Source organism: Flexithrix dorotheae DSM 6795, assembly GCF_000379765.1.
GTDB lineage: Bacteria > Bacteroidota > Bacteroidia > Cytophagales > Flammeovirgaceae > Flexithrix > Flexithrix dorotheae.
Window position 1 is genome coordinate 81,746 of sequence record NZ_KB903439.1, and the last position, 26,747, is coordinate 108,492.

General features: G+C 38.7%; 13 protein-coding genes. 4 read left to right on the top strand and 9 right to left on the bottom strand.

Annotated elements, in window-relative coordinates; genetic code table 11:
* Positions 1-133 precede the first annotated feature (133 nt).
* The 5 genes from A3EM_RS0113280 to A3EM_RS0113305 form a co-directional block, all read right to left on the bottom strand.
* On the bottom strand, positions 134-1,702 hold the full coding sequence (locus A3EM_RS0113280) for a RagB/SusD family nutrient uptake outer membrane protein (RefSeq protein WP_020528707.1): 1,569 nt from the start codon (positions 1,700-1,702) through the stop codon (positions 134-136).
* A gap of 30 nt (positions 1,703-1,732) precedes the next feature.
* Positions 1,733-5,131, bottom strand: a complete 3,399-nt coding sequence (locus tag A3EM_RS0113285; RefSeq protein WP_083925229.1) for a SusC/RagA family TonB-linked outer membrane protein — start codon at positions 5,129-5,131, stop codon at positions 1,733-1,735.
* Positions 5,132-5,265: 134 nt separating this feature from the next.
* Entirely contained in the window at positions 5,266-6,336 is a 1,071-nt protein-coding gene (locus A3EM_RS0113290) for a FecR family protein (protein WP_020528709.1), read from the bottom strand.
* Between the two features lie 119 nt (positions 6,337-6,455).
* Positions 6,456-7,133, bottom strand: a complete 678-nt coding sequence (locus A3EM_RS42335) for an RNA polymerase sigma factor (RefSeq protein ID WP_157637872.1) — start codon at positions 7,131-7,133, stop codon at positions 6,456-6,458.
* Between the two features lie 539 nt (positions 7,134-7,672).
* Positions 7,673-10,234: a M14 family zinc carboxypeptidase gene (locus A3EM_RS0113305; protein ID WP_020528712.1), complete on the bottom strand. Its 2,562-nt coding sequence runs from the start codon at positions 10,232-10,234 to the stop codon at positions 7,673-7,675.
* A gap of 274 nt (positions 10,235-10,508) precedes the next feature.
* On the opposite strand from A3EM_RS0113305, the gene A3EM_RS0113310 reads away from it, so the two are divergent.
* Entirely contained in the window at positions 10,509-11,588 is a 1,080-nt protein-coding gene (locus A3EM_RS0113310) for a PepSY-associated TM helix domain-containing protein (RefSeq protein WP_020528713.1), read from the top strand.
* Here A3EM_RS0113310 and A3EM_RS0113315 read toward each other — a convergent pair.
* Positions 11,566-13,683, bottom strand: coding sequence for a polysaccharide lyase 8 family protein (locus A3EM_RS0113315; RefSeq protein WP_020528714.1), 2,118 nt, complete (start codon positions 13,681-13,683; stop codon positions 11,566-11,568). The two genes, A3EM_RS0113310 and A3EM_RS0113315, sit on opposite strands and share 23 nt — an antisense overlap.
* A gap of 251 nt (positions 13,684-13,934) precedes the next feature.
* On the opposite strand from A3EM_RS0113315, the gene A3EM_RS0113320 reads away from it, so the two are divergent.
* The 3 genes from A3EM_RS0113320 (at position 13,935) to A3EM_RS0113330 (ending at position 19,822) form a co-directional block, all read left to right on the top strand.
* Positions 13,935-16,940, top strand: coding sequence for a PSD1 and planctomycete cytochrome C domain-containing protein (locus tag A3EM_RS0113320; protein ID WP_245576504.1), 3,006 nt, complete (start codon positions 13,935-13,937; stop codon positions 16,938-16,940).
* On the top strand, positions 16,937-18,385 hold the full coding sequence (locus A3EM_RS0113325; protein WP_020528716.1) for a DUF1501 domain-containing protein: 1,449 nt from the start codon (positions 16,937-16,939) through the stop codon (positions 18,383-18,385). Before A3EM_RS0113320 ends, A3EM_RS0113325 begins: the two co-directional genes overlap by 4 nt.
* A gap of 321 nt (positions 18,386-18,706) precedes the next feature.
* A complete protein-coding gene (locus A3EM_RS0113330; protein WP_157637873.1) occupies positions 18,707-19,822 on the top strand; it encodes an alpha/beta hydrolase family protein in 1,116 nt (371 codons plus the stop codon).
* 190 nt (positions 19,823-20,012) lie between these two features.
* Here A3EM_RS0113330 and A3EM_RS0113335 read toward each other — a convergent pair whose 3' ends face one another.
* From A3EM_RS0113335 to A3EM_RS0113350, 3 genes are all read right to left on the bottom strand, one after another.
* On the bottom strand, positions 20,013-21,464 hold the full coding sequence (locus A3EM_RS0113335; protein ID WP_020528718.1) for a DUF1501 domain-containing protein: 1,452 nt from the start codon (positions 21,462-21,464) through the stop codon (positions 20,013-20,015).
* A gap of 40 nt (positions 21,465-21,504) precedes the next feature.
* Positions 21,505-24,756 (bottom strand): DUF1553 domain-containing protein, encoded by a 3,252-nt coding sequence (locus A3EM_RS0113340; protein ID WP_044238325.1) that lies wholly within the window; start codon positions 24,754-24,756, stop codon positions 21,505-21,507.
* A 570-nt stretch (positions 24,757-25,326) separates the two neighbouring features.
* Positions 25,327-26,739, bottom strand: a complete 1,413-nt coding sequence (locus A3EM_RS0113350; RefSeq protein WP_020528721.1) for an arylsulfatase — start codon at positions 26,737-26,739, stop codon at positions 25,327-25,329.
* Between the last annotated feature and the right edge of the window lie 8 nt (positions 26,740-26,747).

Consider the following 26,747-nt stretch of genomic DNA (forward strand, 5'->3'; position numbering starts at 1 on the left):
CCTTTTTGTGAAAAATAGGTGAACTAGTGTGACTTTTAGAAAGTCTGTCCTAAGAAAATAAGAGAGATCTATCAGTGAATTAACAAGCTGACTATCAATACGAAACTCCTATTCTTATTTAATTCCTGTGACACTAGTAATTTGGGTTTTGATCTGCCTGACTTATTTCGGAATTGGTATCAATTTCTCTAAGCGGAATTGGCCACAACTCGTGTTTACCCACCACATACGGTTTTCCATCGGCCAGCGCCATATCATCATCTAATCCCCATCTCCTAAGGTCATTGTAACGGTGTTGCTCTCCGGCCAATTCTACTTCCCTTTCATGCATTATGATTTTCATCACATCCTCGGTGGTATTGGCTGGATAATCCGCTGTAGGATAAAGGGTCAGGTCATGATCCAGTGTTCTGTCCATATACAATTGAATATTAGGATTGGTTTTCTGATCAAGCGCTCTTTTTCTTACTCTATTCACCAATTCCAACACCTCGGAAATTGGCTTTCCATTATTCAATTTTGCCTCAGCCGCCATCAAAAGCACATCCGCAAATCTCATTAACCGGAAATTAATGCCAGAACTTTGGTTCCTGTCATCTCTAATATCATAGTTATGGTATTTTCTCCAGGCAATTAAACCACCGAACTCCTCTTTGGTGAAAGTTCCCTGAAACCAGGCTACACTGTCATCGTAAAAGGTTTGTTCATATCTTGGGTCACCCAATTCAAATCTATCAGCAAAATCCTGTCTTGGTCGCACGTTATTGAAACTTGCAAAGGCATATTCTACTCCTCTAAAAGTGTTCTCACCTCCTCCGTTATTATCAATTCCCCAAACAGATCCAAGAGCATCCTGAAACTGAACTTCAAAAAGGGATTCAACGCTATTTTCGGCAAGTGGTTCTTGTTCTTCCCCTATACCATTCCATCTAAAATTAGGCACCAGCCCGTATAATCCATAATTCCCGTTAATTATTGCATCGAATTCAGCTTCGGCCTCAGCCCATTTTTCCTGATAAAGATATACTTTACCCAAATAACCGGCAGCAGCCCCGGAAGTAGCCCTTCCAGCATCACTTCCGTCATATTCCGATCGTGTGGGTAAATTATTTTTGGCAAATGTGAGATCCTCCTGAATGAGATTGTAAACTTCAGTCTGAGAAGCTCTTGGCTGGTTAATTGCATCATCCGGGGGAATCGTAATCAATGGTACCCCTCCCCACTTATTGGTAAGGTCAAAGTAAAAGGTAGCTCTTAAAAATCTTGCTTCAGCAATTAATCTGTTCTTAAGAGTTTCGTCCATTTCAATATCTGCAACCCCTGCCAGGAACCTATTAGCCCTGGAAACACCCTGGTAATAATCCCGCCACATTTCAAAGATTACTGTATTGTCCGACTCCCAGCTGTAATCCAGCATCTGTCTTAAAACAGCCTGGAGGTTGTTGGTTCCAAGACTTTCATCAGTAGGCATATCATTACCAAAAAAATACATTCGGTTACATAAGCCTCTGGCCTGCCAGGAGGCATAAACTGAGGTAAGTCCCAACAAAGCATCTTGTTCAGTCTGGTAAAATGTGTTTACAGTTACTGCATTTGGATTATCAATATCCAATAGCTTTTCGTCATTACAGGAAATAATGACTGAGGTCAGTAAAACCAGCGTTACCAACCCTGTTTTTATATATAATGAATATCTTTTCATTTTCTATCAATTTTAATTTAACATGGTTAATTAGAAGGTAACCTGAACACCAAACAGGAATGATCTTGGTTGAGGGTAATTGTTAGCATCTATACCTCTTGACCTGCTGTAAGAACCCGGACTTTGATCCTGAGTATCAGAACTGATTTCAGGATCATAACCTTCATAACTTGTTATGGTAAATAAATTCTGGGCGGTAGCATAAAGTCTCAATCGGGAAATAGCTCCATTGCTAAAACTTTCCAGGATAGCCGGAGAGAAATTATAACCAAAGGTGATATTTCTGGCTCTTAAATAAGCTCCATCTCCAATAAATCTGCTTGATTCTCTGGTATTATTTGCCGGATCACCACCAATTGCTCTTGGAATAGTGTTGGAAGTTCCTTCCCCTTTCCAATAACCCAAGGTTCTTTGCTCGAAATTAAAGGTTCTCAACATTCCTTCGGAAAAGTACCTGTAACCATAATACAATTCCACACCTTCTACACCTTGTAAAAACATATTAAAATCGAATCCTTTATAAGATGCATTTAAGGTTAATCCATAAGTGATGTCAGGAATAGGATCACCAAGATAGGTTCTGTCATCAGGATTGATGACGCCATCCCCATTCAAATCTCTAAATCGAATATCTCCAGGTGCCGCATTTGGCTGAGTAGCATGGTTATCCACTTCTGTTTGATTCTGGAAAATGCCATCCATCTCATACCCATAGAACGATCCGATTGGAATCCCCTCATCTATTCTGGTTACATTTGTTACATTTACATTTCCATCTACAATAGGTTGGGCTCCACCTAAATCAAGAAACTCATTATCAAGTGTAGCAAAATTGGCTGAAACACTATATTGAAATTCCCCAAAAGATTTTCGGTAGGTAGCCGCCAGTTCAAATCCTTTGTTTCTTACTGAACCCACATTTCTGGTAGGGGCATTCGTGATACCAGTGGATACCGGAGGCGGAACCGGAATAAGAATATCCTCTGTTTCTTTCACAAAATAATCCATATTCAGGATTAGCTTATTATCAAAAAGACCAACATCCAGCCCCACATTGGTTTGAGTAGACGTTTCCCATTGCAAAGTGGCAGGGACTAATTGTCTTTGCCCAACTCCAGTGGCCAGGGTCCCATTAAAAATATAATTGATGGTGGATTCCAATACAGGCTGGAAACTATAGTTACCAATTTCCTGAAAACCAGTTTGTCCCCATCCTGCCCTTGCTTTTAAATCACTAATGAAGGTCACATTATCGAAAAATGATTCTTCACTTATTCTCCAACCTAAAGAGGCTGAGGGGAAAACACCCCATTTATTTCCATCTGAAAATCTTGAAGAACCATCCCGCCTGATATTGGCTGTTAACAGGTAACGATCCTTAAAGCTGTAGTTTACCCTACCCAGATAAGATACCAGGGCAAATTTTTGTAAAGTACCACTTACCGCAGGTACCGCATTTACTCCATTTAATACCCTTACAATGTCATTAGTAGTATTTCTTCCTGAGGCCAGTGCATTCCTCTGGTCGTAGGTTTGTCTTGTGTATCCGGCAATTACTTCCAGGGAATGTTCCTCTCCAAAGTTTTTACTGTAAGTAAGGGTATTTTCAATCAAAGGAGAAATTGAGGTGACATTGTTTTCTGATAAAGAAGCAAATGGCTGGTTCCTTCTATCTCCAAATTCATAAATTGGCCGGAATGAATATCTGTTTGCAATAATAACATCTCCTCCCAGACTTAATTTATATTTCAAGCCTCTCAAAATCTCATATTCCCCGTAAACATTACCCAATATTCTATGACGAGTGGTTTGATCATCAAATAATTCTGCAACCCCTACCGGATTATTGGCATCCTGCTCATCAATAATTCTGTTTCCTGAAAAGCCTCCCGCATTATTTTCATCATAAACTGGTCTGTTGGGAGGATAATGAAGCATGCCAAAGAAAATGCCTCCAATATCAGCTTCATCTGTAAAAGTTCTACTTACACTTAAAGTCTGACCAAATTTAAATTTCCCTTGTTTAAAGTCTGTATTGACTCTTAAACTATATCTTTCAAATCCTGTACTTCTTACTATTCCCGTCTGATCGAAATAATTTAGCGATACATTAAATCTGGCATTTTCTGTACCACCGGAAACACCAAAATCAATATTATAAATTGGAGCAGTTTGGAAAACCTCTTCCTGCCAGTCGGTAAGATTCACAAGTTCGTTAGGATCCTGAAGTGCTACCACTCTGGGAAGTCCAGCATTATCGGTTAAAGCATCAGAAATTTCCTTATATCCATTGATATCTGTCAATTCCAGCTTCCTCCAAGGTTCCTGTGTACCAATATAAGAGTTAAAAGTAACTTGCGTTTTCCCGGCTTTTCCTCTTTTTGTAGTGATCAGGATAACACCATTGGCCGCTCTTGCACCATAAATTGCCCCGGCTGATGCATCTTTCAATACTTCGATTGACTCTATATCAGTAGGATTGATATTGGCTAATGCATTTACCCTTCCACTTCCAATATTAGCATTAATAACAGGGATTCCATCAATTACAAAAAGTGGTTGAGAATTGCCTATAGAGCCTACTCCCCTGATTTGTACATCCATGGCACCACCCGGTCTTCCTGATTGCTGAATATTTACTCCGGCCACCCTTCCTTGTAATCCTTGTTCCACTGTGGTTACGGAAACGTTTTTAAATTCATCCCCGGAAACGGATGAAACCGCTCCTGTCAGATCTCTTCTTTCCTGAGTACCGTATCCAACTACCACTACTTCCTTCAATTGTTGAAGATCTTCTTCCAACTGTACATTGATGGAAGATTGGTTGCCTACGGTAACCTCCTGGGTTACATAGCCAATGTAGGAATAGACCAAAATAGCATTTTCCACTGAAACAGAAATTTTATAATTCCCATCAATATCAGTGGTCGTACCGGTGCTCGAGCCTTTCACGATAATACTTACCCCTGGTAAAGGTTCATCAGTTCCGGAGGCAGATACTGATCCGGAAATAACTGTTTGGAATAGGGATTCCTCTATTTCTTCCCTGATTTTAGGCTGACCTATTTTCCTTTTGGTTACATAAATGTTTTCGTTAATTCTTTTAAAACCCAAACCAGTTTCTTTGGAAATGCTTCTTAAAAGGTTGGCCAGGGAGACATTCTTTTGATTGGCATTTATCCTGAATCGGTCATTCACCAATTCGCCACTATAAGTAAAGCTAAAACCGGTATTCTCTTCAATTTTAGAAAACACTTGTTTGAGCTGCTCGTTTTCTGCATCAATGTTCAGATAAACATCTTCGATGCTTTTGACCTGTGCGGATGTATTCTCAGCCGACAAAAAATTAAAAAATGTCAGTTGGAGAATGAACCCGTAAAAACTTAATTTAGACATATACCAAATTTGTCTTAGTAGTTTCAATTTCATATCTTTAAATGTTAAGTGGGAAAATTTTTCTGCTTATTTTCCATTGCTCGTCTGACGACCAATCAAATTAGAGCAATTGAAAAAAATCAAATCTCGGAGCCTCAGGGCTCCGTTTTTTTTAGCTGCTGTTCATATTAAGTTTCAGTTTTATGTATAATGACCTGTTTTTTTTGCGTGTTAATTTTTGCCTTAAACTTCAGGGAATACTGCAAACCTTCAATTACTTTTTCCAGGGATTTATCTGAAAAAGTACCGTTTATTTTTCCCGGAATATCGTGGAAATCTCCACCGGGAAATATAAATTCATACCCATACCATCTTTCCAGCTCCTTGATTACGTCATGAAAAGCTGCATTTTTAAATACAAGAATGTTATCCTTCCAATAAATTTTTAAATTCTCTACGAATACCTTTTGATACTGACCTGTTTTCTTTCTGAAAGAAATAACCTCATTTGGAGTTAATACCTCACTAAATTCCATTTCTGATTCCTCATTTCCAGAGGTCATTACCTTACCGGAGAGTACCGCAACCTCCACTGTTTCTTCCTGCGGAAAGGACTTTACATTAAATGAGGTCCCCAAAACTTTAATCTTTAATTTTTCCGTGTTCACAATGAAGGGAAAATGTTTGTTTTTGACTACATCAAAAAAGGCTTCTCCCTCCAGGGATATTTTTCTGTTTTGTGAAAAATGCTTGGGAAAAGTTATTTTACTTCCCGCATTTAATTTAACCATACTGCCATCGGGAAGCTTTAAAGAAAGCTTATTTCCATTGGTTGTACTCCTTGTTATACACTCGGTTTTTGTATCCTTTTTTTCCTCTGTCGGTCCATCCTCATTTAAATAAAACCAGCCCACTCCAATAAAAAGTAAAATGGTGGCTGCCACTTTAAAAAAGTTATTGAATACAAAAGTTTGTGCTTTACCCTTTTCTTTCAAGCTTTTTTCAGAAGCATTTTCAGGTTGATAGGACAAAATGCTATTTAAAGTTCGTTCATATTCAGCATGTGAAGGTTCTAAAGTGGATCTTTTCATTCCAAACAATAGCTCTCTGGCCATTAAGGCCCTCTCCCTGCTCTCTTCATTAGTAGAGTTGATCCATTCCTGAAAAAATGATTCATTTTCCGGACGATCCCCCTTAACCCATGCAATAAAGTCAGGATCCATTAAAAAATCTTCAATATCGTATTGATTATACTTCATAAATTATCCCTTTGATTATAAAAGACCCCAGGCCTTCATTTTCCATCGTTTTTTTTATTTTTTTTAAAAAAAACTTTAAAAAGTTCAGATTTTGCTCTGCAAATGCCTCTTGATATGTTTTAAAGAAACCTGAAAAGGTAGGTTAAAATAATGATGTAGGAGATTAACACTATTCCTTTAAGGTGATGAATTGATTTATACAATAAATTTTGGGCAGATTTAGGATTAGAAAAATTCATGAGGACTGAAATTTCTGCCAAATTTAAATTTTCAAAATAATAATAATAGATAATCTCCCTTTGCTTACTGGTTAGTTTTTGTAATGCCGCATTTAGCCTTTTTTTCTGCTCTTCTTTTATTTGTTGATTGATCAAAATACTTTCGGTGGAAAAACTAATAGCAAAGTCGTAACAATCCAGTATATTTTCCTTGTAATCAATTTTTTTATTTTTTCTTAATTTGCCAATCAATCTGGTTTTAACAGACCTGAACAAGTAAAATTTAATAGAGGTGGTATCCGAAAGTTTTTGCCTTTTTTTGATTAATTCAATAAATAAATCCTGAATAACATCGTGAATCAGGTTTTTATCGAAGGTAAATTGACTGGCATAATTGTACAATGTTTTGTAGTAGAACTTGTAAATATTGATCAAAGCTACCTCACTACCATTCTTAAATTCTTTCCAAATTTGTAATTCACTTTTCTGACTAAAATAAGCTCGCGGGTTACTTTCCTTCTCAGGGTAAGGATGAAGGTTTTTGGCATCCGTAAGTGGATTTTTCCGCAGTTTTTCCATTTTCATATCAGTAGTATTGAGTCTCCATAAATATTGTTATTCTTACTCTGGTTGAAAGAAAAGGGAGTTGTGAGGGAAACATTATTCTAAGGAAAATGTTTAAGAAAATCACCAGAGTTTCCTTCAAATTGAATGTTAGTATTAACCAGACGTAAGAAAATGATTTATGGGTAATTTTTATTTAGTACAACTTTTCTTCAATTCCAAGTTAGAAATTTGCTTTAGGATTTACAATTCTTTTTATAAATAATTGGAATTTTATAGAAATCTTGGGTGAATTATCCGGGTATATTCATTTCCCAAAATGTTAATTTCCTAATGGTTTGTCTGTTTTTTTTAATTTTCAAACCTCTCTTAACTACAGGTACTCCCGGTAATTTTTGTAAAAAGACATATTCTTGAAAAGAAGTAAGTCTTTTTCTAATAAAATAATTGGTTGAAACCAAGTGAAATTTGGAGGTGAGCACCCTCCTTTTTTGCCTTATCATTTCAACCAATTTTTAATGTTTTACAGCAATATGCCAATTTATGAATTCCTGCTATTTTGGAACAGCAACATATTTACCCAAAAACAGCGCATTGAGAAACAGCCTGTTGGTGCCATACCAGGACCCTCGGAAATTAGGATTATCCGCAAATAAAATTACCCTTCCTGATTTTACAGGACTCACAATTAAGGAGGCCGAGGGTTTAAGAAATTTATTCAGGTTTTCATCTGTAATAAATCCATCGATGTGAGGATTTTCAGTGTATTTTGCCACAGTGCCATAAGGACTTTTACTTGGAGCCAGCCAAACTGTGCTATTCCGATAAACCGGTAGCCTTCGGCTGGTGTAGCCGAAGCCCAGCGGATGGGTAATATCCAAATCTGTCTCAAAAATGGCTCCTCCAACTGATTTTTTCCCAATATGCTCCCGGGAATCTACAAAATCCAGTCGCTTAACTTCCTTATTTGGGATCGTATCTTTTTCTTCTTCAATTAATGTCTCATTTACCAGTTTTTTCTCAATTGCCCATTTAGAGGCTGTTCGTGAAGTAATGAGTGTATTTCCCGCACCGACCCAATCTTTAATTTTTGAAATGTCATTTGAATCCAATTGGTTATAACTGCCGGATACCATCACCATTACATTGTAATTATTCAAATCGAGTCTGCTGAAATTTCTCATGGGTACTTTGGTGATTGGCATATTTACCCTCGTATCCAGAAGGTGCCAGACTTCCCCATGCTCGTAAGAATTGATCCCCTCTCCTACCAACATCACCGCTTTGGGTTTTTCCAGCACCTTCAAGTTTCCACTTCCCAAATCGATTCCCGATGTGCTATATCCGGTTTTTGTAGTAGAAATATCTACCTCCCAATCCTTCACTACCTGGGTTAATAATTGATGAAGCGAATCGGCTGAGATAAATTGCCTCCCCACTGGAAACACTAGGGTTCCAAAACCAAAATTCCTCCTACCCTTATCAGTGGTAATCTCAAAAGGTTTGAAGGCACTGGTAGCCACTACTCCTTTTGATTGCAGAAAATACAAAGCAGCCGGAGCATTGTATTCATTCCAGGTCATGATATAGGCATAGGATGATTTTTGAGGAGCGGTGAAACCTGAGACCGGAACTTCTTTCAATTCTTTTCCCATTTGAAAACTAGAAACTTCACCAAAGGGCATATTGTAAAAATTAGCCAGTGACCAGGCTGAAGCATCATAAAAAACACTATCGGTATATTCATTATAAGTTTCAAATGCACTTTGCACCAACCTGTATTGGGGCTGTTCGGTAGGAACTACATAAGCTTCCCCAGCTTTAAAAGATTTTCCACCAGTATTGATATTCTGTCCCAATTCATATACTTTCACTCTATGAATCAGTAGTTTATCGATGAAGGCATTTGTCCTGGCTTTATCATTTTCATCTCCAAATACATAGCCTTTCACCCTACTTTTGGCCGCATTCGAAATGGCACTTTTGAAAAAGTTCTTCTGATATTCCTGCAATATGGTTTTATTTTCCAGTGCTGCATTTAAAGTCGTAAGGGAAGAGGTATATTGGTTGCGAATGGTAAAGGCAAAAGTCAGTTGCTCCCCGGTATTTTGCTTTTGTACATGTCCTCTGGAACTGGCTTGTTCGAACAATAAAGCCAATCCACCCTGCAAATCCGGATAAGAAGAACCATAACCAGGATAGGTACCATCAAACACTTCTTTGGTAAAATACATGGAACCAATTTCATCCAAACCTTTGGAAAAATGCTTTGCAAAAGCTTCATTCAGGGTAGTATAATTCTCCTTTGGCATGATCGGGTTTTTACTGGCATTCACCTTCATAGGCTCGAAAAAGTAAGTACTGTTCGTACCCATTTCATGAAAATCTGTCACCACATTCGGATACCATTGATGGTACCAGTTCAGCTTTCCCCGGCTTTCCGGATGTATGGCCAGCCACCAGTCCCGGTTAAGGTCAAAATAATAATGATTGGTTCTTCCCGAGGGGGAAATTTCATTGTGCTCAATATCCATAGGATCATCGACCAAGGGATTTCCTTTATGCGTATTGGCCCAATGCGTATGCCGGTCTCTGCCATCAGGATTGATAGTGGGATCGAGAAAAACTACTGTTTCATTCAGTAAATCAACAATTTCCTGGTTGGTAGAAGCAGCTAATACGTAAGCTGTTAATAAGGCTGCCTCTGAGCTGGACGGCTCATTACCATGTACATTATATCCCAGATTTACAAAAATGGGTAAATTATCCGCATTCATATTACTAGTCGGATCAGCTACCTGGACCTGCTGAAGACGCAAATCCTCCAGTTTATTGATATTTTCAGGACTACTGATATTCAGGATCACCAGTTTTCTATGTTCGTGAGATTTTCCATAATAGGTTATAGTTGCCCGGTCAGAAGCCTCCGCCAATTTCTCCAGATAAGCCACAATCATATCGTGCCTGGTATGCTGGAAACCAATGGGATAGCCCAAAAAATCTTCTGGTGAGGGAATATCCGGATTAAAGGGAGCTTGTTTTTTGAAAAAATAGTCTTGTGCATACCCGGGAAAAGTGCATGCCAAAAGTAGAAATAGAATCAGTGATTTTACCATGATAGTTATAAGCAGAATTGTGTTTAAAAAATGTATTGAATTGCCCTTAAAGGGATGAAATTTTTAGTTGGTGTAAATGGCTGGTGTGAATATATAAATAAGTAAGATTTCTTCTAAATACAATATAGAAAAATCCCCTTGCGACTACCAACAATCTACTTGCTTAAAAATGATTTAATATTCTCCTGTTTAGCATTTTTGGGATGTCAGTTACATTTCTTTATTTTGGGCAATCTGTCTGAAGCATTTTTGCAGATTTACATTTAATTCTTTTATGAAATTTTTTATTACAAAAATTCACCTGTGGCTGGGACTTCCTTTAGGCATCCTTTTTTTTATCGTTTCGTTTTCAGGAGCTATTTATACCTGGGAACCAGAATTTAGTGCCATTCAATATAAACAAAATGTTACTCCGGAAAACAGACCCATTGTTTCGGTACCGGAAATCAAAAAAATAATGGAGAAAGAATTTCCTGAGGGAGATTTCAGAACCGTATTTTTTAAGGATAAGGCGAAAGCCATAGAGGTATTATTATTTGTGCCCGGTACATATTATATCGCCCAGGTCAATCCTTATTCCGGAGAATTAATTCATCTGCAGGATATGAAAAAAGGCTGGTTGAATTACCTCAAAGGAATTCACCGTAATTTGTTGCTGGGGAAAGTTGGAGAGGAAATCGTGCACTGGACTACCCTGCTTTTCCTCATCATGATGATTACCGGACTGGTGATTTGGTGGCCTCAAACTAAGGCTTCCAGAAAATCGAGATTTACCATAAAATGGAATGCTAAACCCAAAAAACTGAATTACGATTTGCACAATGTATTTGGTTTTTATGCCACCTGGATAGCCATTTTCAGTGTCATTACAGGGCTTTTCTGGGGTTTTGAAATGGTGAGAACCGGATTACAGCATATCACAGGAGAAAATGAACTGACCTATGACATTCCGAAATCAGATGAAACCTTAAAAGAAAATGGGAATAACCAGTTTTTATTGATGGACAGTCTTTTGAAAACTTTCCACAAGAAATTCCCCGACAATTATATCAGGGTGAGTAATCCACATAAAGCCACTGATCCGATAAATGTAACGGTGGCAAGTCCGGAAATGCTGGTCCATAAAATTGACCATTATTTTTTCGACCGATATACCGGGAAAGAAATTACTGGCAATTTTAAAAACGGACTTTATAAAGATGCCTCTACTTTTAGTACCATAAATGGATTAGTTTACGCTATCCATTTGGGTAATATTTTTTCATTCCCTGGCAGGCTTTTGGTTTTCCTGGCTTCTCTGATTATGTCCTCATTACCTATTACAGGCTTTATCATTTGGTGGAAAAAGCGATAGAAAAATTTACCGATTTTCCAGCCATTTCACCAGAAGGTAAAGCAATGTTTTGCGTTTGGGGATGAGCTCCTTTTTTAGTTAATGTGATTTTTAATTCACCGAGTCTGGTGGTCGGATCACTTACAGAAACCTCACCATTTTTTAGATTTAATAAAACCAAAGCTGGATGATTGACCTGAAGACTAATCCCCTGCCCTACCTCAATATTCCCCGCTTTGTGAAATACCACTCCAATCATATCTAATGGAGCATTTTTCACTGCTTGTAATTCTGGTGTATTGGAAAGTATTTCTATAGAGGTATTTTTAGCGTATGCGGCTAATTCTTCGGAGCTTTTTCCAGGAACCACTATATAGGCATATTGGGCATTTTTAGGCGATGGTCCATGATCAAACCAGAGTGAAAATACTCTTGGGGCATAAACTGTATCTTTTCCCAATCCATATATCCTTTGCAAATTACCCTGCTGCACATCAGATTTAATTTCCACGGTCTGATCTGTTGGAAAAATGTAGCCAATGCTATCATGCACGATCAATTTTGGATTTTTCAAACTTTGCATGGTATTCGTAAATTTCCGGCCATCAATTTCAATCTCACCTTGCAAGTGACATTGGTTTATCCCGGTTACAATTGCAGCTTCATGGGAGGAATTAATTCCCGCACCTAAAGCCACCCATTCCTCATCAAACCAAAACCAGGATTTTTTAGCCTTGGTTTTATCTTTGGAAAAATCCATAGCCGAAACGCCATAATTCCCATCACTTACCCCACCTACAAAACTGGTTTTCTGTGTGTAATTTGGCCCTTTTTTCTGTTCTACAAATTCCTGATGAGGGCTGGTAACTCCGGGCAATTTGGCCCAATCCCAGGCTGGGAAAATTCCCTGGTATTCATTTCCTCTTCGGTAAATATAGGTAAGCCCATAGGGCAGCCAGTAGCCCAGTTTATTTTCTGAATTCATATTCAGCTCAATTCCTACAGTTCTTTCACTACACATTTTCAATGCTGTAAAATAACCATCCTTGTGGTGAGCGGTATAATCTGATCTCCAAAAATGTTTGTTCCCCTCAATTTCCTGAGATGTTTTATTTTCAATGTGCGTTTTTGAGCTTTGATAAGGAGAGGAAAAGGCCGGATCGACTATTTTTAACCTTTCCAGTTGAGGTAAAAGTTCTTCTCCAAGTAATAAATCTCCATCTGTTCTGCCTACTTGTCTTCCCCTCACATTGTAATCAATTAATCCTCCTCGTATCATCCAGCGGGTTCCTTCCAAAAAGTATTTTCTCAGCGTTTCAATTTGCTCTTCGGAATAGGCAAAAGCAGTCCCATGTACTATGGTAGCCAGCCAGATGGATTCTCTCAAAAGATTGAGCCCATAGCTGCCATTATAAATAAAATGACCGTGTTGATGAAAACTAAAATCCGGCTGAATGCCTTCCTCAGATGATATTTCTATTTGATCAGTCACTCCCTTTATTCCCGATTTGATACGATCTTCATTCCTTTCAATTACTCCCCGATAAAGGGTAGAAGTGGCCAGTAATGTCCTGTTGGAGCCAGTCATGGTAGGAACGGGAGTCAGGTCACTAACTATCTTTTCATGAAGCTGATTGTCTATTTTATTTTGCAGTAGTAATCCGATAATATTTAAATAAAACTGCTTGGCAATCTTGTTTTTATACCAATTATCAGAAACCGGGTTTACCTGATACCAATACGTGAGGGCTTTTTCCAGGCCATTTAAAAGTTCTTCATTCTGAAAATAGGAAGAAGATTCCCGGGAATAATTGATGGTCATCACCAACATTTTATCCAGATGGACTAATGCAGACCAATTGTTGTCCCTGTCCTGATAGTCCACATCATTCCAACTACCATTAGAATTCATTTCTGCTAAATAAACATTTGCTTTACTGTAGTCGGAAGCAATATAACGATCCGTTCTCGGTCTAAACTCTAAATTTAAGGCCCCTTCTACAAGACGGTTCCTCAAAATTTCAATATCTGATTCCTGAGCGTATGAATGAATTGGAAGAATAAAGAAAAGGCTAATGATTAATATTTGGAGGTCTGCAGTTAATTTGTTTTTCATTTTCAATTTTTATGTTTTTTCAATTTAGCAGTCGTCCACTTATTTATTTTGTAATCTTATTCCAGCCCGGAATTTCTGGTTATAGCGGACAAAACACCCTTCTCCAAGCAATCTTGTTTGAAAGTTCTAAAAATTAAATTTACTTAATAATTGCTTCCAATTGGAAAAATACACATTTTGTATATTGATTTTTTTGGTATTTCTCAATTTTTTGGGAAATTGTATTATTAGATTTAATGAAGGTTTCAAAAGTGTTTAACCAAATAAATAACTCATATTTAAAACTCCTGATTTGGGTTTTTTTCCTGTCCATTTTAAGCGCGAGCTTTCATCAATGTACTCAGGATTATTCTTCTACTCTTCCTAAAAAAGTCGATTTCAACTTTCATGTCAAACCCATTTTAGTTCAAAAATGCTTTCTTTGCCATGGTCCGGATCCAAGTAGCAGGGAAGGTGATTTAAGGCTGGATACTTTTGAAGGGGCAACCGCCTTATTGGAAGAAGGCAGAAAGGCTATTGATCCTGGTCATCCTGGTAAAAGTGAGGTGGTAAAACGGATAAATTATGATGATCCTAACCTGGTGATGCCTCCTCCGGAATCTAACCTGGAATTAAGCCAGTATGAGATTGATATTCTTACCAAATGGATTGATCAGGGAGCAGAATGGAAACCTCATTGGTCCTTTATTCCCCCGAAAATTACTGAACCAGAAAAGTTCAACAATTCGGTAAACGAAATTGATGATTACATCGAGGAAAAGATTGTTTCCAAAAAACTCAACAATGCACCTACAGCCGGGAAAAATTCCCTTATCCGAAGAGTGTCCTACCTCCTGACAGGCTTGCCTCCTACTCCCAAAAAGCTCAATAACTACCTGGCAGATTCCAGTGCAAACGCCTATGAAAAAATGGTAGATCATTATTTAAATGATGAAGCTTTTGGAGAAAGGTGGGCCAGACACTGGATGGATATTACCCGATATGCGGAAACCAAAGGGCATGAATTTGATTATTCAATATCAGGGGCATGGCAATACAGGGATTATTTAATTCGCGCATTTAATGAGGATGTGCCCTACGATCAGCTAGTGAAAGAACAAATTGCCGGTGACCTTTTGGATACCGTAAGGTGGAACCCTGAAAATGGCATGAATGAATCACAGCTGGGTACAATTTTTTATACTTTAGGAGAAGGCAAACACAGCCCGGTTGACATTAAAAAGGAAGAAGTTGACCGAATTGATAACATTATCGATGTGACTACAAAAGCCTTTCAGGGCTTAACCGTTTCCTGTGCCAAATGCCATGATCACAAGTTCGATCCAGTTCCCACTTCTGATTATTATAGCCTTTATGGCATATTCGAAAGTACCCGGATTTCCCCACAACCAACTAATGTGACCTACCATCAACAAAAAGATATTGATGCTATTTCCGCTTTAAAGGATTCTATCAAAATCTTTCTGGCCAGCAAGTGGGAAAACCAAAAATTCCCCCTGAGTTCCGAACTAAAACAGATGAGCAATGAAGTTTCTGAATCTTCCGACTTTGAAATTTTAGGAGATTTTCGGGGAGCAAATCTGGATGGCTGGAAAAGTGACGGGCTTGCATTTGGAAAACGAACCACTTTGGGTAATCCTGTCTTTGGGAAAAATAGTCAGCTGACAAACTTAAGTACTGGAAAAGCCTCCAGTAAAACTTTTGGCCCTGGAATTTTTGGTGCTTTAAGGTCTCCGGATTTTATAATAGAAAAAGACTTTATTGGGGTAAAAGCACTGGGTAAGAAGGCTATCGTTAGGATTATAATTGATAATTTCCAACTCATTCAAGACCCTATTTATGGTGGTTTAACTAAAAAAGTAGAGGCAGATGAATGGACTGATTTGAAGTTCAATGTTGCCGCATGGAAGGGACATAAAGCCTATGTGGAAATTATTCCCGGACAATATAACAAACATGTTTACCAACTTCCCAAAGAGGCGTTTGTGGAGGCAAAATATATCATTGCATTTAATGGAGACTGGCCTCAGGTTCCCACTAATGAATCTTTTGAGAAACCGGTTGAAATGAATACTGCCCTGGAAAACTGGGCTCAAAATTCCGCTTCTCCTGAGGAAATCAGGGCTATAAACCAACTTATTGCCACGAATCAATTTCGGGGAAATTATCATCAAATCAACACCTATTCCAATAAAATAAATCAGCTTCAGGGCCAAATGCAGGATACCTCCTTTTTTGAAGGAATTACAGATGGTTTTGCCATTAATAGTAAAATTTTTATTCGGGGAAGCCACAATGAATTATCCAAAAATGTAGTACCAAGAGGCTTTCTTTCAGGAATTTTTTCAAAAAATCAGTTTCGTTCTGAAGGTAGTGGAAGGATGGAACTCGCCAATGCAATTGTAGATCCGGAAAACCCACTAACTTCTAGGGTGATGGTCAATAGAATCTGGCATTATTTGTTTGGCAGAGGATTGGTAGAAACAGTGGACAACTTTGGGCTGCAGGGAAAACTCCCAAGTCATCCTGAGCTGCTCGATTTTTTAGCTTTAAAATTTCAAAATGAGGGGTATTCCATCAAACAAATGATAAAATATATGGTGATGTCCCAAACTTTCAGAAGAGCCGTGGAAGTTCCTGATGGCAACAAATCCAACGATCCTGATAATCTTTATCTGGCAAATTTCCCCATCCGCAGGTTGGAATCTGAAGCCATTCGTGATGCTTTGCTTATGGTGGCAGGTAATCTGGATGAAACCATGTACGGTGCTCCTGTGCCCGTTTATCTCACCCCTTTTATGCAGGGAAGAGGCAGACCCTACAGATCAGGACCTATGGATGGAAATGGCAGAAGAAGCATATATCTGGAAGTAAGAAGAAATTTTTTACAGCCAATGATGCTCACTTTCGATCGTCCTATCCCCTTCTCTACTTTTGGGAAAAGGAATGTAACCAATGTACCTGCTCAATCTTTAATTTTAATGAATGATCCTTTTGTAGAAGCGCAGGCCGGCCTTTTAGCGCAGGAAATAGTCAATGAAAAAAATCTGGACATAGATGAAAAAATTGATGTAATTTATTTAAGAACATTGAGCCGGAATGCAAAATCAGAAGAAAAGGAACAAGCCAAAGTTTTTATACAATCCCTGGCAAAAAATGCTGAAATTCCTGAACAGGAGTTATTGGAAAATACAGCAATATGGAAAGCCTATTGTCATTCTATTTTTAATTTAAAAGAGTTTATTTACCTGATATGACGAACAGAAACCATGCTACCGGCAGACCAATTTCCAGGAGAGAGATGCTGGGACTTTGTAAAGGAGGATTTGGCTCTCTGGCCTTTGTCAGCCTTTTTGGAGCACTTCCTATTTCCTGTAGCAAAAAAGCCGAATCCAAATTATTTTCCCAGATTCCTGGTAATATCCCCCATTATGCTCCAAAGGCTAAGAATGTGATTTTTCTGTATATGGATGGAGGTGTTTCACAGGTAGATTCCTTCGATCCCAAACCCCGTTTGGAAAAGGAAAATGGTGAAGATCCCAATAAAAAATTCAAAGTGGATGATACCCAATTTGGTAATGTGGGTAAAATCCTGAAAAGCCCCTGGAAATTTAAAAACTATGGGGAATGTGGCATGCCGGTAAGTGAATTATTTCCGCATATTGCCACTTGTGTTGATGACATTGCCCTGGTAAGATCCATGGTTTCTGATTTTCCAGAGCATACCAATGCCAATTATTTCCTCCACACCGGAATCGGTATTCAGGGCAGGCCAAGTATGGGAGCCTGGGTCACTTATGGTCTGGGCAGTGAAAATGATAATTTACCGGGTTATGTAGTGTTGGATGGCGGGTTAATTCCTCCGGGGGGAGTGGATAATTTCAATAGTGGTTTTTTACCTGCATCTCATCAGGCTTCCATTTTGAGGGCGGGAAAAGTGCCCCTGGCCAATATCAATCCATTGGAAGAAACTCCAGGGTTGCAAAATCAAAAACTGGATTTTATTAAGCAAATCGATAATTCTCTGGTGGGGAAACTTAAAAATCCTGATGCAGTAGAATCCGCCATTTCCAATTATGAATTGGCTTACAGAATGCAATCTTCCGTTCCGGAATTGACAGATTTCAGGGGAGAAACTAAAGCCACCAAAGATTTATATGGCATGAATTCAGATGATCCGCATACCCAAAGTTATGGAGCTCAATGTTTGCTTGCCAGAAGATTGGTGGAAAGAGGTGTCCGCTTTGTGGAATTAACCTGTCCTCAGGTAAAAGCAGACCGATGGGATCAGCATAGTGATTTAAAGGATGGCCACGAACGGAATGCACATGCTGTAGATCAGCCTATTGCAGGCTTGTTAAAAGACCTGAAATCCAGAGGTCTATTTGAAGAAACACTTGTCATCTGGACAGGAGAATTTGGCAGAACGCCATTTGCCCAGGGTACTAATGGCAGAGATCATAATCCATCAGCAGGGAGCATGTGGATGGCTGGGGCAGGCATTAAAGGCGGAGTTATTTATGGTAAAACAGATGATTACGGTTATAGGGTAATCGAAAACAAGGTGACCGTGCATGATATCCATGCCACCATGCTTCACCTGCTTGGAGTGAACCATGAAAAATTAAGGTTTCATTTTGGAGGCAGGGACATCAGACTCACTGATGTACATGGAAATGTGATCAAAGGAATTTTGAGTTAGTGTGTTTATTGAGTTCCTCCAGCCAAGAAATTTTACAGGCTGAGAAAATGACACACGCGTGCCCCAACTTAGGAAACATATATGCTAAATCTGAATTTTCAGTTGTATTCTACCATTAAATCACACCTTTTCATTAGATTTATACAGATGGTTTAAGCAAACATACTATAAAACACTATTTGTTTGCATTAATGAGAATACCATATGAATAAAGCGTCTTTGTTTGTTTACCTTTCTTTGATTTTTATTGGATGTAATACATCCCCAAAAAAAATAACTGATTCTGAGAATCAAAGGGATTCCTTCTACAATACATTGCAAATGGGAGAATACGGTATTGGTTTTTTTAATACTGTTATATATAACGCTGATGTTAGGTTCGACTTTCTCCCTGTAGAAGGTCCTAGTTATTCTCAATATGATTACAAAGGCCCAACACCCCTTTTTCTCCAAATCTGGCATCCTATAGAACAAATGAATCTTAAACACATGATGTTCAAAGACTTTCGGAATCGAAACCTGGAATATGAATTACAAAGTGTGTACGAACCATTAATTGCAAAAATGGATTCTTTCTTTATCCAATACAACATCATTGAGGATTTCACAGATTATGATTCAATTGACTATAATGGTGTTTCCTATTTTCAAGTACTGGATACCTTAAAGACATTTCTGACCAGAAGTCAATTCAAAAAAATTCATGATAAGCTGGAATTTCCGGTTATTGTGTACCACCATGGAGGCCAAGGCTTATCTGATGAGAACTTCATATTAGCAGAATACTTTGCTTCCAGAGGTTATATAGTTGTCACATCCAACTTTCACTTACCATTCGAAAATAAAGTTTATGGATACGAGGGTATAGAATTTGACGATACTACCCTTCCAAAAAGCGTAATACAATTTGCAAAGACCTTAACTACCAATGATCAATTGTTCTTTATTGGGCATAGTGCCGGTGCTCAGGTAGGCTTCAAATTCCTTCATGAGAACAACTGGGCAAATGCATTCGTGTCACTGGAAACTACACTTGAAGGCAAACCGGTAGATTATTTAAAATCAGAAGATGGATGGCCGGAGCTTTTCGATACAATTGATAGGCACAAGTTGGATTACTCGATCCCTATTCTTATGCTAGCAAATACCCAGGAAGATAAGCCATTTCCACTTTTCGATGAGTTGTCAAATTCTTCATTGATACAAGTTTCACAAAAAGAACTTTTCGGGCATGAAAGCTACACTGCAGGATATCTTATGAGGTATCTTTATAAGGATATGTTTGACCAGCCAGATACATCAGAGTTGAGAACACAGATTATTCAGTATAACAAGCAATTAAACCTTTATGCCGCCTTTTTAGAAAGCGTTAGGAATAAAAAACCTTTTAATCAAAAGGAGTTTGAGCAAGATTTTATAATTATCAACTTAAATTAATGCAAATCAAGTTTCCCTACCTGACGTACAGGTCTTGAACTGGGTGGTTCATATCATTAACCCAAAATAAAAAATCAAAAGCCCTCCAAAAAAGCACAGTATAGTAATGATAATTGGTACTCCTTTTCTCACAGAAAGCAAGGTCTCCTGGGGAAGACCCTGCAAAGACAAAAAAGGGAAATGTAAATGATCACGCCAAAATACCCTTCACCAACTCTCCATGAACATCTGTTAAGCGATACCTTCTTCCCTGATGTTTGAAGGTCAGTTTTTCGTGGTCAACACCCATCAAATGCATTAGAGTAGCCTGGAAATCATGCACGTGAACGGGGTCCTTTTTAATATTATAGCTAAAATCATCGGTTTCCCCATAAGAAATTCCCGGCTTCACTCCCCCACCAGCCATCCAGATGGTGAAGCATCTTGGATGATGATCCCTCCCATAATTATCCTTGGTGAGTTTTCCCTGAGAATAGTTGGTTCGGCCAAATTCACCTCCCCAGACTACTAAAGTGTCTTCCAGTAATCCTCTCTGTTTCAAATCCTTAATTAAAGCTGCAGAAGCCTGGTCAGTATCTCTTGCCTGCGAAGTAATTTCCCTAGGCAAATCAGTATGCTGATCCCACCCCAAATGGTACAACTGCACAAATTTCACATCTCTTTCTGCCAACCTTCTGGCCAGTAAACAATTGGCTGCGTAAGTCCCCGGTTTTCTGGAATCCGGACCATACATTTCAAATGTACTTTCCGGTTCATCCGACAAATCAAGTGCCTCCGGAACTGAAGTTTGCATTCGATATGCCATTTCATATTGTGCGATCCGGGATTCAATCTCCGGATCCCCAAAATCCTTCATTCGGAAATGGTTCAGTTCTTCCAATTTGTCTAAAGCTACTCTTCTGGCTTTACTGTCAATTCCATTAGGATTATTCAGGTACAAAACAGGTTCATTTCCCGATCGGAATTGTACTCCCTGATGCAATGAAGCTAAAAAACCATTTCCCCACAATCGGGAATAAATAGGCTGAGGCCTTTGCGCTCCTCTGGAAAGCAGTACAATAAAAGTAGGTAAATTCTGATTAGAACTACCCAAACCATAACTCATCCAGGAACCCATACTCGGCCTTCCGGGTTGCTGAGAACCTGTCTGAAAAAAGGTAATGGCCGGATCGTGATTGATGGCTTCCGTGTGCATGGTTTTAATGAAACACAAATCATCCACCACCTGACTGGTATAGGGCATTAGGTTACTTACCCATGCCCCACTTTGTCCGTATTGTTTGAAATCGAAAAGAGAAGAAGCCAATGGCAAAGAACTCTGACCAGAAGTCATTCCCGTCAGCCTTTGTCCCATTCGAACAGATGCGGGTAATTCTTCTCCATGCATCTTGCCCAACATGGGTTTATAATCGAATAATTCAATTTGTGATGGTCCTCCACTTTGGAATAAATAAATAATCCGTTTGGCTTTAGAAAGCACATGGGTATTGTCCAGGATTCCTGACAAAGGATTCTCTACAATTTTCTTTTCATTGCTACAACCCAGCAGGCTTCCCATAGCCATCCCCCCAAGGCCAAGGCTAAGCTTGCTTAAAAAATGTCTTCGATTAAGTTGATTCAAATGTTCCTGAATAGGATCCATAGTTCTTTTATTTTAATATTTTGAATATCGTAAGTTTAAATTAACCCCTGTATTTCGCTTCATCCAGGTTAATCATGGCATTGGCTACTACAGTAAAAGCCGCAACCATTTTATTATCCAGTTTTTCATCATTTGCGGAAGCTCCTACTGTAATTAAGGCTTCTGCCTGCTTTTGGGCCTGGTCAAACCTTTTGATTTCTTCTTCATATAATCCCTTTAAAATTTCCAGTTCCTTATCCTGGGGAAAGCGGGAAGTGAGTAAACGGAAACCAAAAGTCAACTGTTCCTCCAAAGAAGTCCCTCCTTCCGTGATTATTCGCTGAGCCAGATGTCGGGATGCTTCTACATACTGAGGATCATTTAGCAATACCAGAGATTGCAAAGGTGTACTGGTGGCCTGTCTTTTTACCGTACATACCGCCCGCTCCGGGGCATCGAACGTGATCAGTGATGGTGGGGGAATTGTCCTTTTCCAATAAGTGTATAGACTTCTCCTGTAAAGTTCTGTTCCTCTGCCTTCTCGGTATTTATTTTCCCCAATCTGGTTGGCCATAGCTTTCCATATTCCAGCAGGCTGATAGGGTTTTACCCATTTTCCTCCAATCTTATTTTCCAATAAACCACTCACTGCCAATACATTATCCCTCACCATTTCAGCTGATAACTTCTGAAGAGGTCCTCTTGCCAGGTATTTGTTTTCCGAATCCTTTGCATACTTTTTCTTCTCAATTTTAGAAGATTGCTGATAGGTAGCCGACATGACCATTTTCTTTTGAATGGCTTTCATATCCCAGTTATTCTCCCGAAAATCTACAGCCAGCCAGTCCAGTAATTCCGGATGGGAAGGCAGATCACCCTGATTACCAAAATCTTCTGGAGTTTTCACCAAACCTCTTCCAAAATAATTAGCCCATAACCTATTCACCATCACTCTGGCCGTTAAGGGATTTTTCTCATCAAAAAGCCAGTTAGATAGCCCCATTCTGTTTTTCGGAAATTCCTCTGGATAGGGTAAAATGGTCACCGGAGTAGCCCCCTCCACTTTTTCTGTGGGAGCATCATATACCCCACGAGCCAGTAAAAATGTAGGTTTAGGTTCCTCATTTTCCTCCATCACCATCACATAGGGAATAGTCACATCCTGATACCGGAAATGATCGAGTTTTTTGGCTTTTTCCAAATAATCCTCATCAAAATTATTCAGGTAGAACTGATAAACATCTTTCTTTAGTTGCTCATCTGTAAGTTTATTGGCCAGATATTGATCAATAGAAAAACCAGCAACTTGTTTTACCTCCAATGGAGAAAGTTCCCGATTGTAAATACGTACCTCATCAATTAACCCTCCTTCAAAACCCATCAATTCTCCTGTTTTTCTGGCTCGATGATTCCAGTTCCCTACCAGGAAGGTATTGCCATTCAGAATGGAATGTCTGTCCAGATCATCCTGAATAACCTCTAATTTTTGTTTTTCTCCATTTATAAAAACATTTACACCATGGGCTTTGGATGAACCATCATAAGTCACAAATACATGTGCCCATTCTCCTTTTTTAATGGTATTTTTTGTCATCACTTCCAAACCATGTTTGGGATATCGGGGCTGGTTATATGGACTATTGAGTAATCTGACCTGAATTTTATTTTGTGGGGTTAAGGCCACATGATAGCCTTCTCTTTTTATCTCTCCATTCTTTCTGGCAAAAAGCCCAGCATTTTTCTCATGTACTCCTGAATGTTTGATCCACCCACCGAAAGAAAATCGATCACAATGATCGAAATCGGCAATATCTCCAAGTGTTGCATAATTATCTCCATCAAAGGAAAGGGCTTTTCCATTTTTTCCCTCCACCATTTGCGGTTCAGGAATTTTAGCAGGCAAACCCAGGTTAACCCTAACCGGAATTTCCGGATTTACATTGTTTTTGTAACTCTCGGCTTCCCTGTTATCAAAGTCAACTTTGGCAATTAAACCTTTAGGAAGATTTTCCTCAATCACTTTTTTCGAAAACTGATTGTCAAGCCATTTTTCAAACTCAGGAGAAAAACTGGTTTCTTTTTCATTCGATTCTTCTTCCAAAGTTTTTATTTGGGCATTCACATAAGCAATGGTTTTTTCCAGCTCCTCATCCTGTAGCAACACAGCTGGCTCTGGAGCCAGATTATGATAATCTACTTTTCCCCGTTCTGGAATATTGTTGAAAAAGTCCATTAATTGGAAATATTCTTTCTGGTAAAGGGGATCGTATTTGTGATCGTGGCAACGGGCACATTCCATTGTCACCCCCATAAAAGCAGTAGAAAAAGTATTCACCCGATCAGCTGCATATTCCGTTAAATATTCCTCTTCAATGATTCCTCCTTCCTGTGTGATGGCATGGTTTCTATTAAAACCTGTGGCAATAATTTCTTCAAAAGTGGGATTGGGTAATAAATCACCAGCTAACTGCTGAGTGACAAAATTATCATACGTAAGGTTGCTGTTGAATGCCTTTATCACCCAGTCTCTCCATGGCCACATGGTTCTGGGCCGATCATCCTGATAGCCATGAGAATCTGCATATCTTGCCACATCCAGCCAAATAGAAGCCATTTTTTCACCATAGGCAGGGGAAGCAAATAATCTGTCAACTACTTTTTCAAATGCATCGGGGCTTTCATCTTTCAGGAAATCGTCAATTTCTTCTAAGGTTGGGGGAAGGCCTGTAATATCGAAGCTTGCTCTTCGAATTAATTGTGCTTTGGTAGCTTTTTCGGCAGGCTTCAATTTATTCTCCTGCATTTTGGACAATACAAAATTATCAATTGGGTTTTGGAGCCAGTCTTCATCTCCAACTTTTGGTGGTTCTACTTGTTTAGGAGGATTATAAGCCCAGTGCTTTTCCCATTTGGCGCCATCCTTTATCCATTTGGTAATGACCTCTTTTTCGTAGGCTGTCAGGGTCAGGTTAGATTCTGGCGGGGGCATGACCAACTCCGGATCATCAGTAATTATCCGGTGGTAAACTGCACTTTTATCCAAATCACCGGCAATAATTGCAAAACCTTCATTTTCTTCTAAGGCTGCAAAAGCGCCTTTTTCTGTATCCAATCTCAACCCTGCTTTTCGGCTATTGTTATCCGGCCCGTGGCAGGCAAAGCATTTATCTGAAAGAATGGGTTTAACATGAAAATTAAAACTTACCTTTTTGGGGACTTCTTTATTAGCCTCCTTTTCTTTGTTTTCATCTCCACAATATGTAAATATCATTAGGCTTAGAAAGCCTATAAAAATGGTTATTCTGCTCTTCATGTGTGTTTATTTCATATAATAGTGTTTGGACAAAATTAAATCTATTCAATTGTGCCATAACTGTTTGATAATGAAATGATATTTCTCAATAAAAATTAGTACTGGTTCTGATTAAATTTTTGGTAATGATAAATTTAAGCATAATTATCATTTAATTGCTGAACTCAACTCATGAAATTATCTGAATCAGGATTCCAACTTTCCAAATATCTGATTTTTTCAAATTTCCTGTGCTTCATATGATTTAATTCCTCATTCCAATCCATTATTTACAGAATTTTAATTTAAGCACCAGTGCTCCACTCCGGGTACTATCAATTCCAAGAAATAGTAATCTCTCTATCAGTTTTTTAGGGCAAAATAGTACACGATTAATTTTGAATTAATACTTAAACTGGTAAATCCACCTATATCTAAAATGACGAATTTGTTTGCTATTTTTTTATTAACCTCTTCTAAAAACCATAAGATAATCCGCAAGCTAAACAACCCTGGTTAATAATCAAACTCAACGTTTCACCTCTCCAGAAAAGGCCGGAGAGGCTGCGCAATACCGTCTGCTACACTTAATTATTGTACCGTTTCAAATTCAAAAGGAAAAAACCCGGAGAGGATATGTTGTTCATCCATAATTGTCATCAACTCTGCTACTTTTTCAGGGTTTTTTTGAGCCAGGTTCCTTTCTTCAGCAGGGTCTTCCCTTACATTATACAATTCAAGATCCGTATGAAAACCTTTTTTATGTACATCCAACCTTACCACCTTCCAATCTCCTTTCCTAAGTGCCTGCTTTCCTTCCTGTTCCAAAAACTCCCAATAAAGCGGCCTTTCCTTTAATTCCTTCTGATTTTCTCCAAGAAGAGTGGGCAAAACACTAATGCCATCCCTATCATTTTTTTGGTCAATGCCAGCAATTTCCAATAAGGTGGGAAAAACATCAGCGAAATACCAGCTATTTACCGAATCCAGGCTATTTGGAGAAATTTTATTTGGCCATTTCACAATCATGGGAGTACGTATGCCCCCTTCATACACATCTCTTTTTCTTCCCCTTAAATCTCCTGAACTGTCAAACCTTCCCTCCCATCTTCTTGCAGCTCCATTATCTGAGCAGAAAAATATGACAGTATTTTCTTCGATTTTTAATTCTTTCAATAATGCAAACAATTTTCCTAAATCAGAATCCATCCGGGTAATCATGGCTGCATGGGTCTTTTCATCCTCGGTCCAGGGCTTGTCATCGTATGGCACTTTAGATGGAATTTCATACAAATCGTGGGGAATAGTAAGAGGCAGGTAAAGAAAAAAGGGGTTATCCTTATTAGTTTTTACAAATTCATAGGTTTTCTCCATAAACAAGTCGTGGGAATAAACTTCATACGCTCCACCTTCATTTTCCGGAATTGGATACTTTTCCTTATTGTGCCACAAAAATTCAGGGTAGTAATGATGTGCCCTTCTTTGGTTCAAATATCCAAACCATTCATCAAAACCATGATCATTGGGTTCCCCTGTAGTATTAGGTTCACCCAAACCCCATTTCCCAATTATGCCTGTGGTATAGCCATTCTTCTGCAACATGGAGGCAATGGTAATATCACTGGCTTTTAGTGGAATTCTTCCCGGTTTTCCCCCAAGTCCTACAACTCCTCCTTTTCCGTTATTTCCCCTTACGGTTGTATGCCCCGTATGAAAGCCCGTCATCAATACACTTCTGGAAGGTGCACAAACCGGTGATCCTGCATAGCAATTGGTAAATCTAAGTCCTTCCTTTGCCATTTGATCAAGATTTGGTGTCTGGATAATCTTCTGACCATAAACACCAAGATCACCAAATCCCAGGTCATCAGCCATAATGAAAATAATATTTGGTGAAGGTGGTGGTACAGCTTCTCCTGCATTCTGACTAGAATCCTTTAAATTATTACAAGAATAAATTATAAATAAAGTGGTGTAAACTAAGGTAAGATGGATGATTTTCATTTTCAATA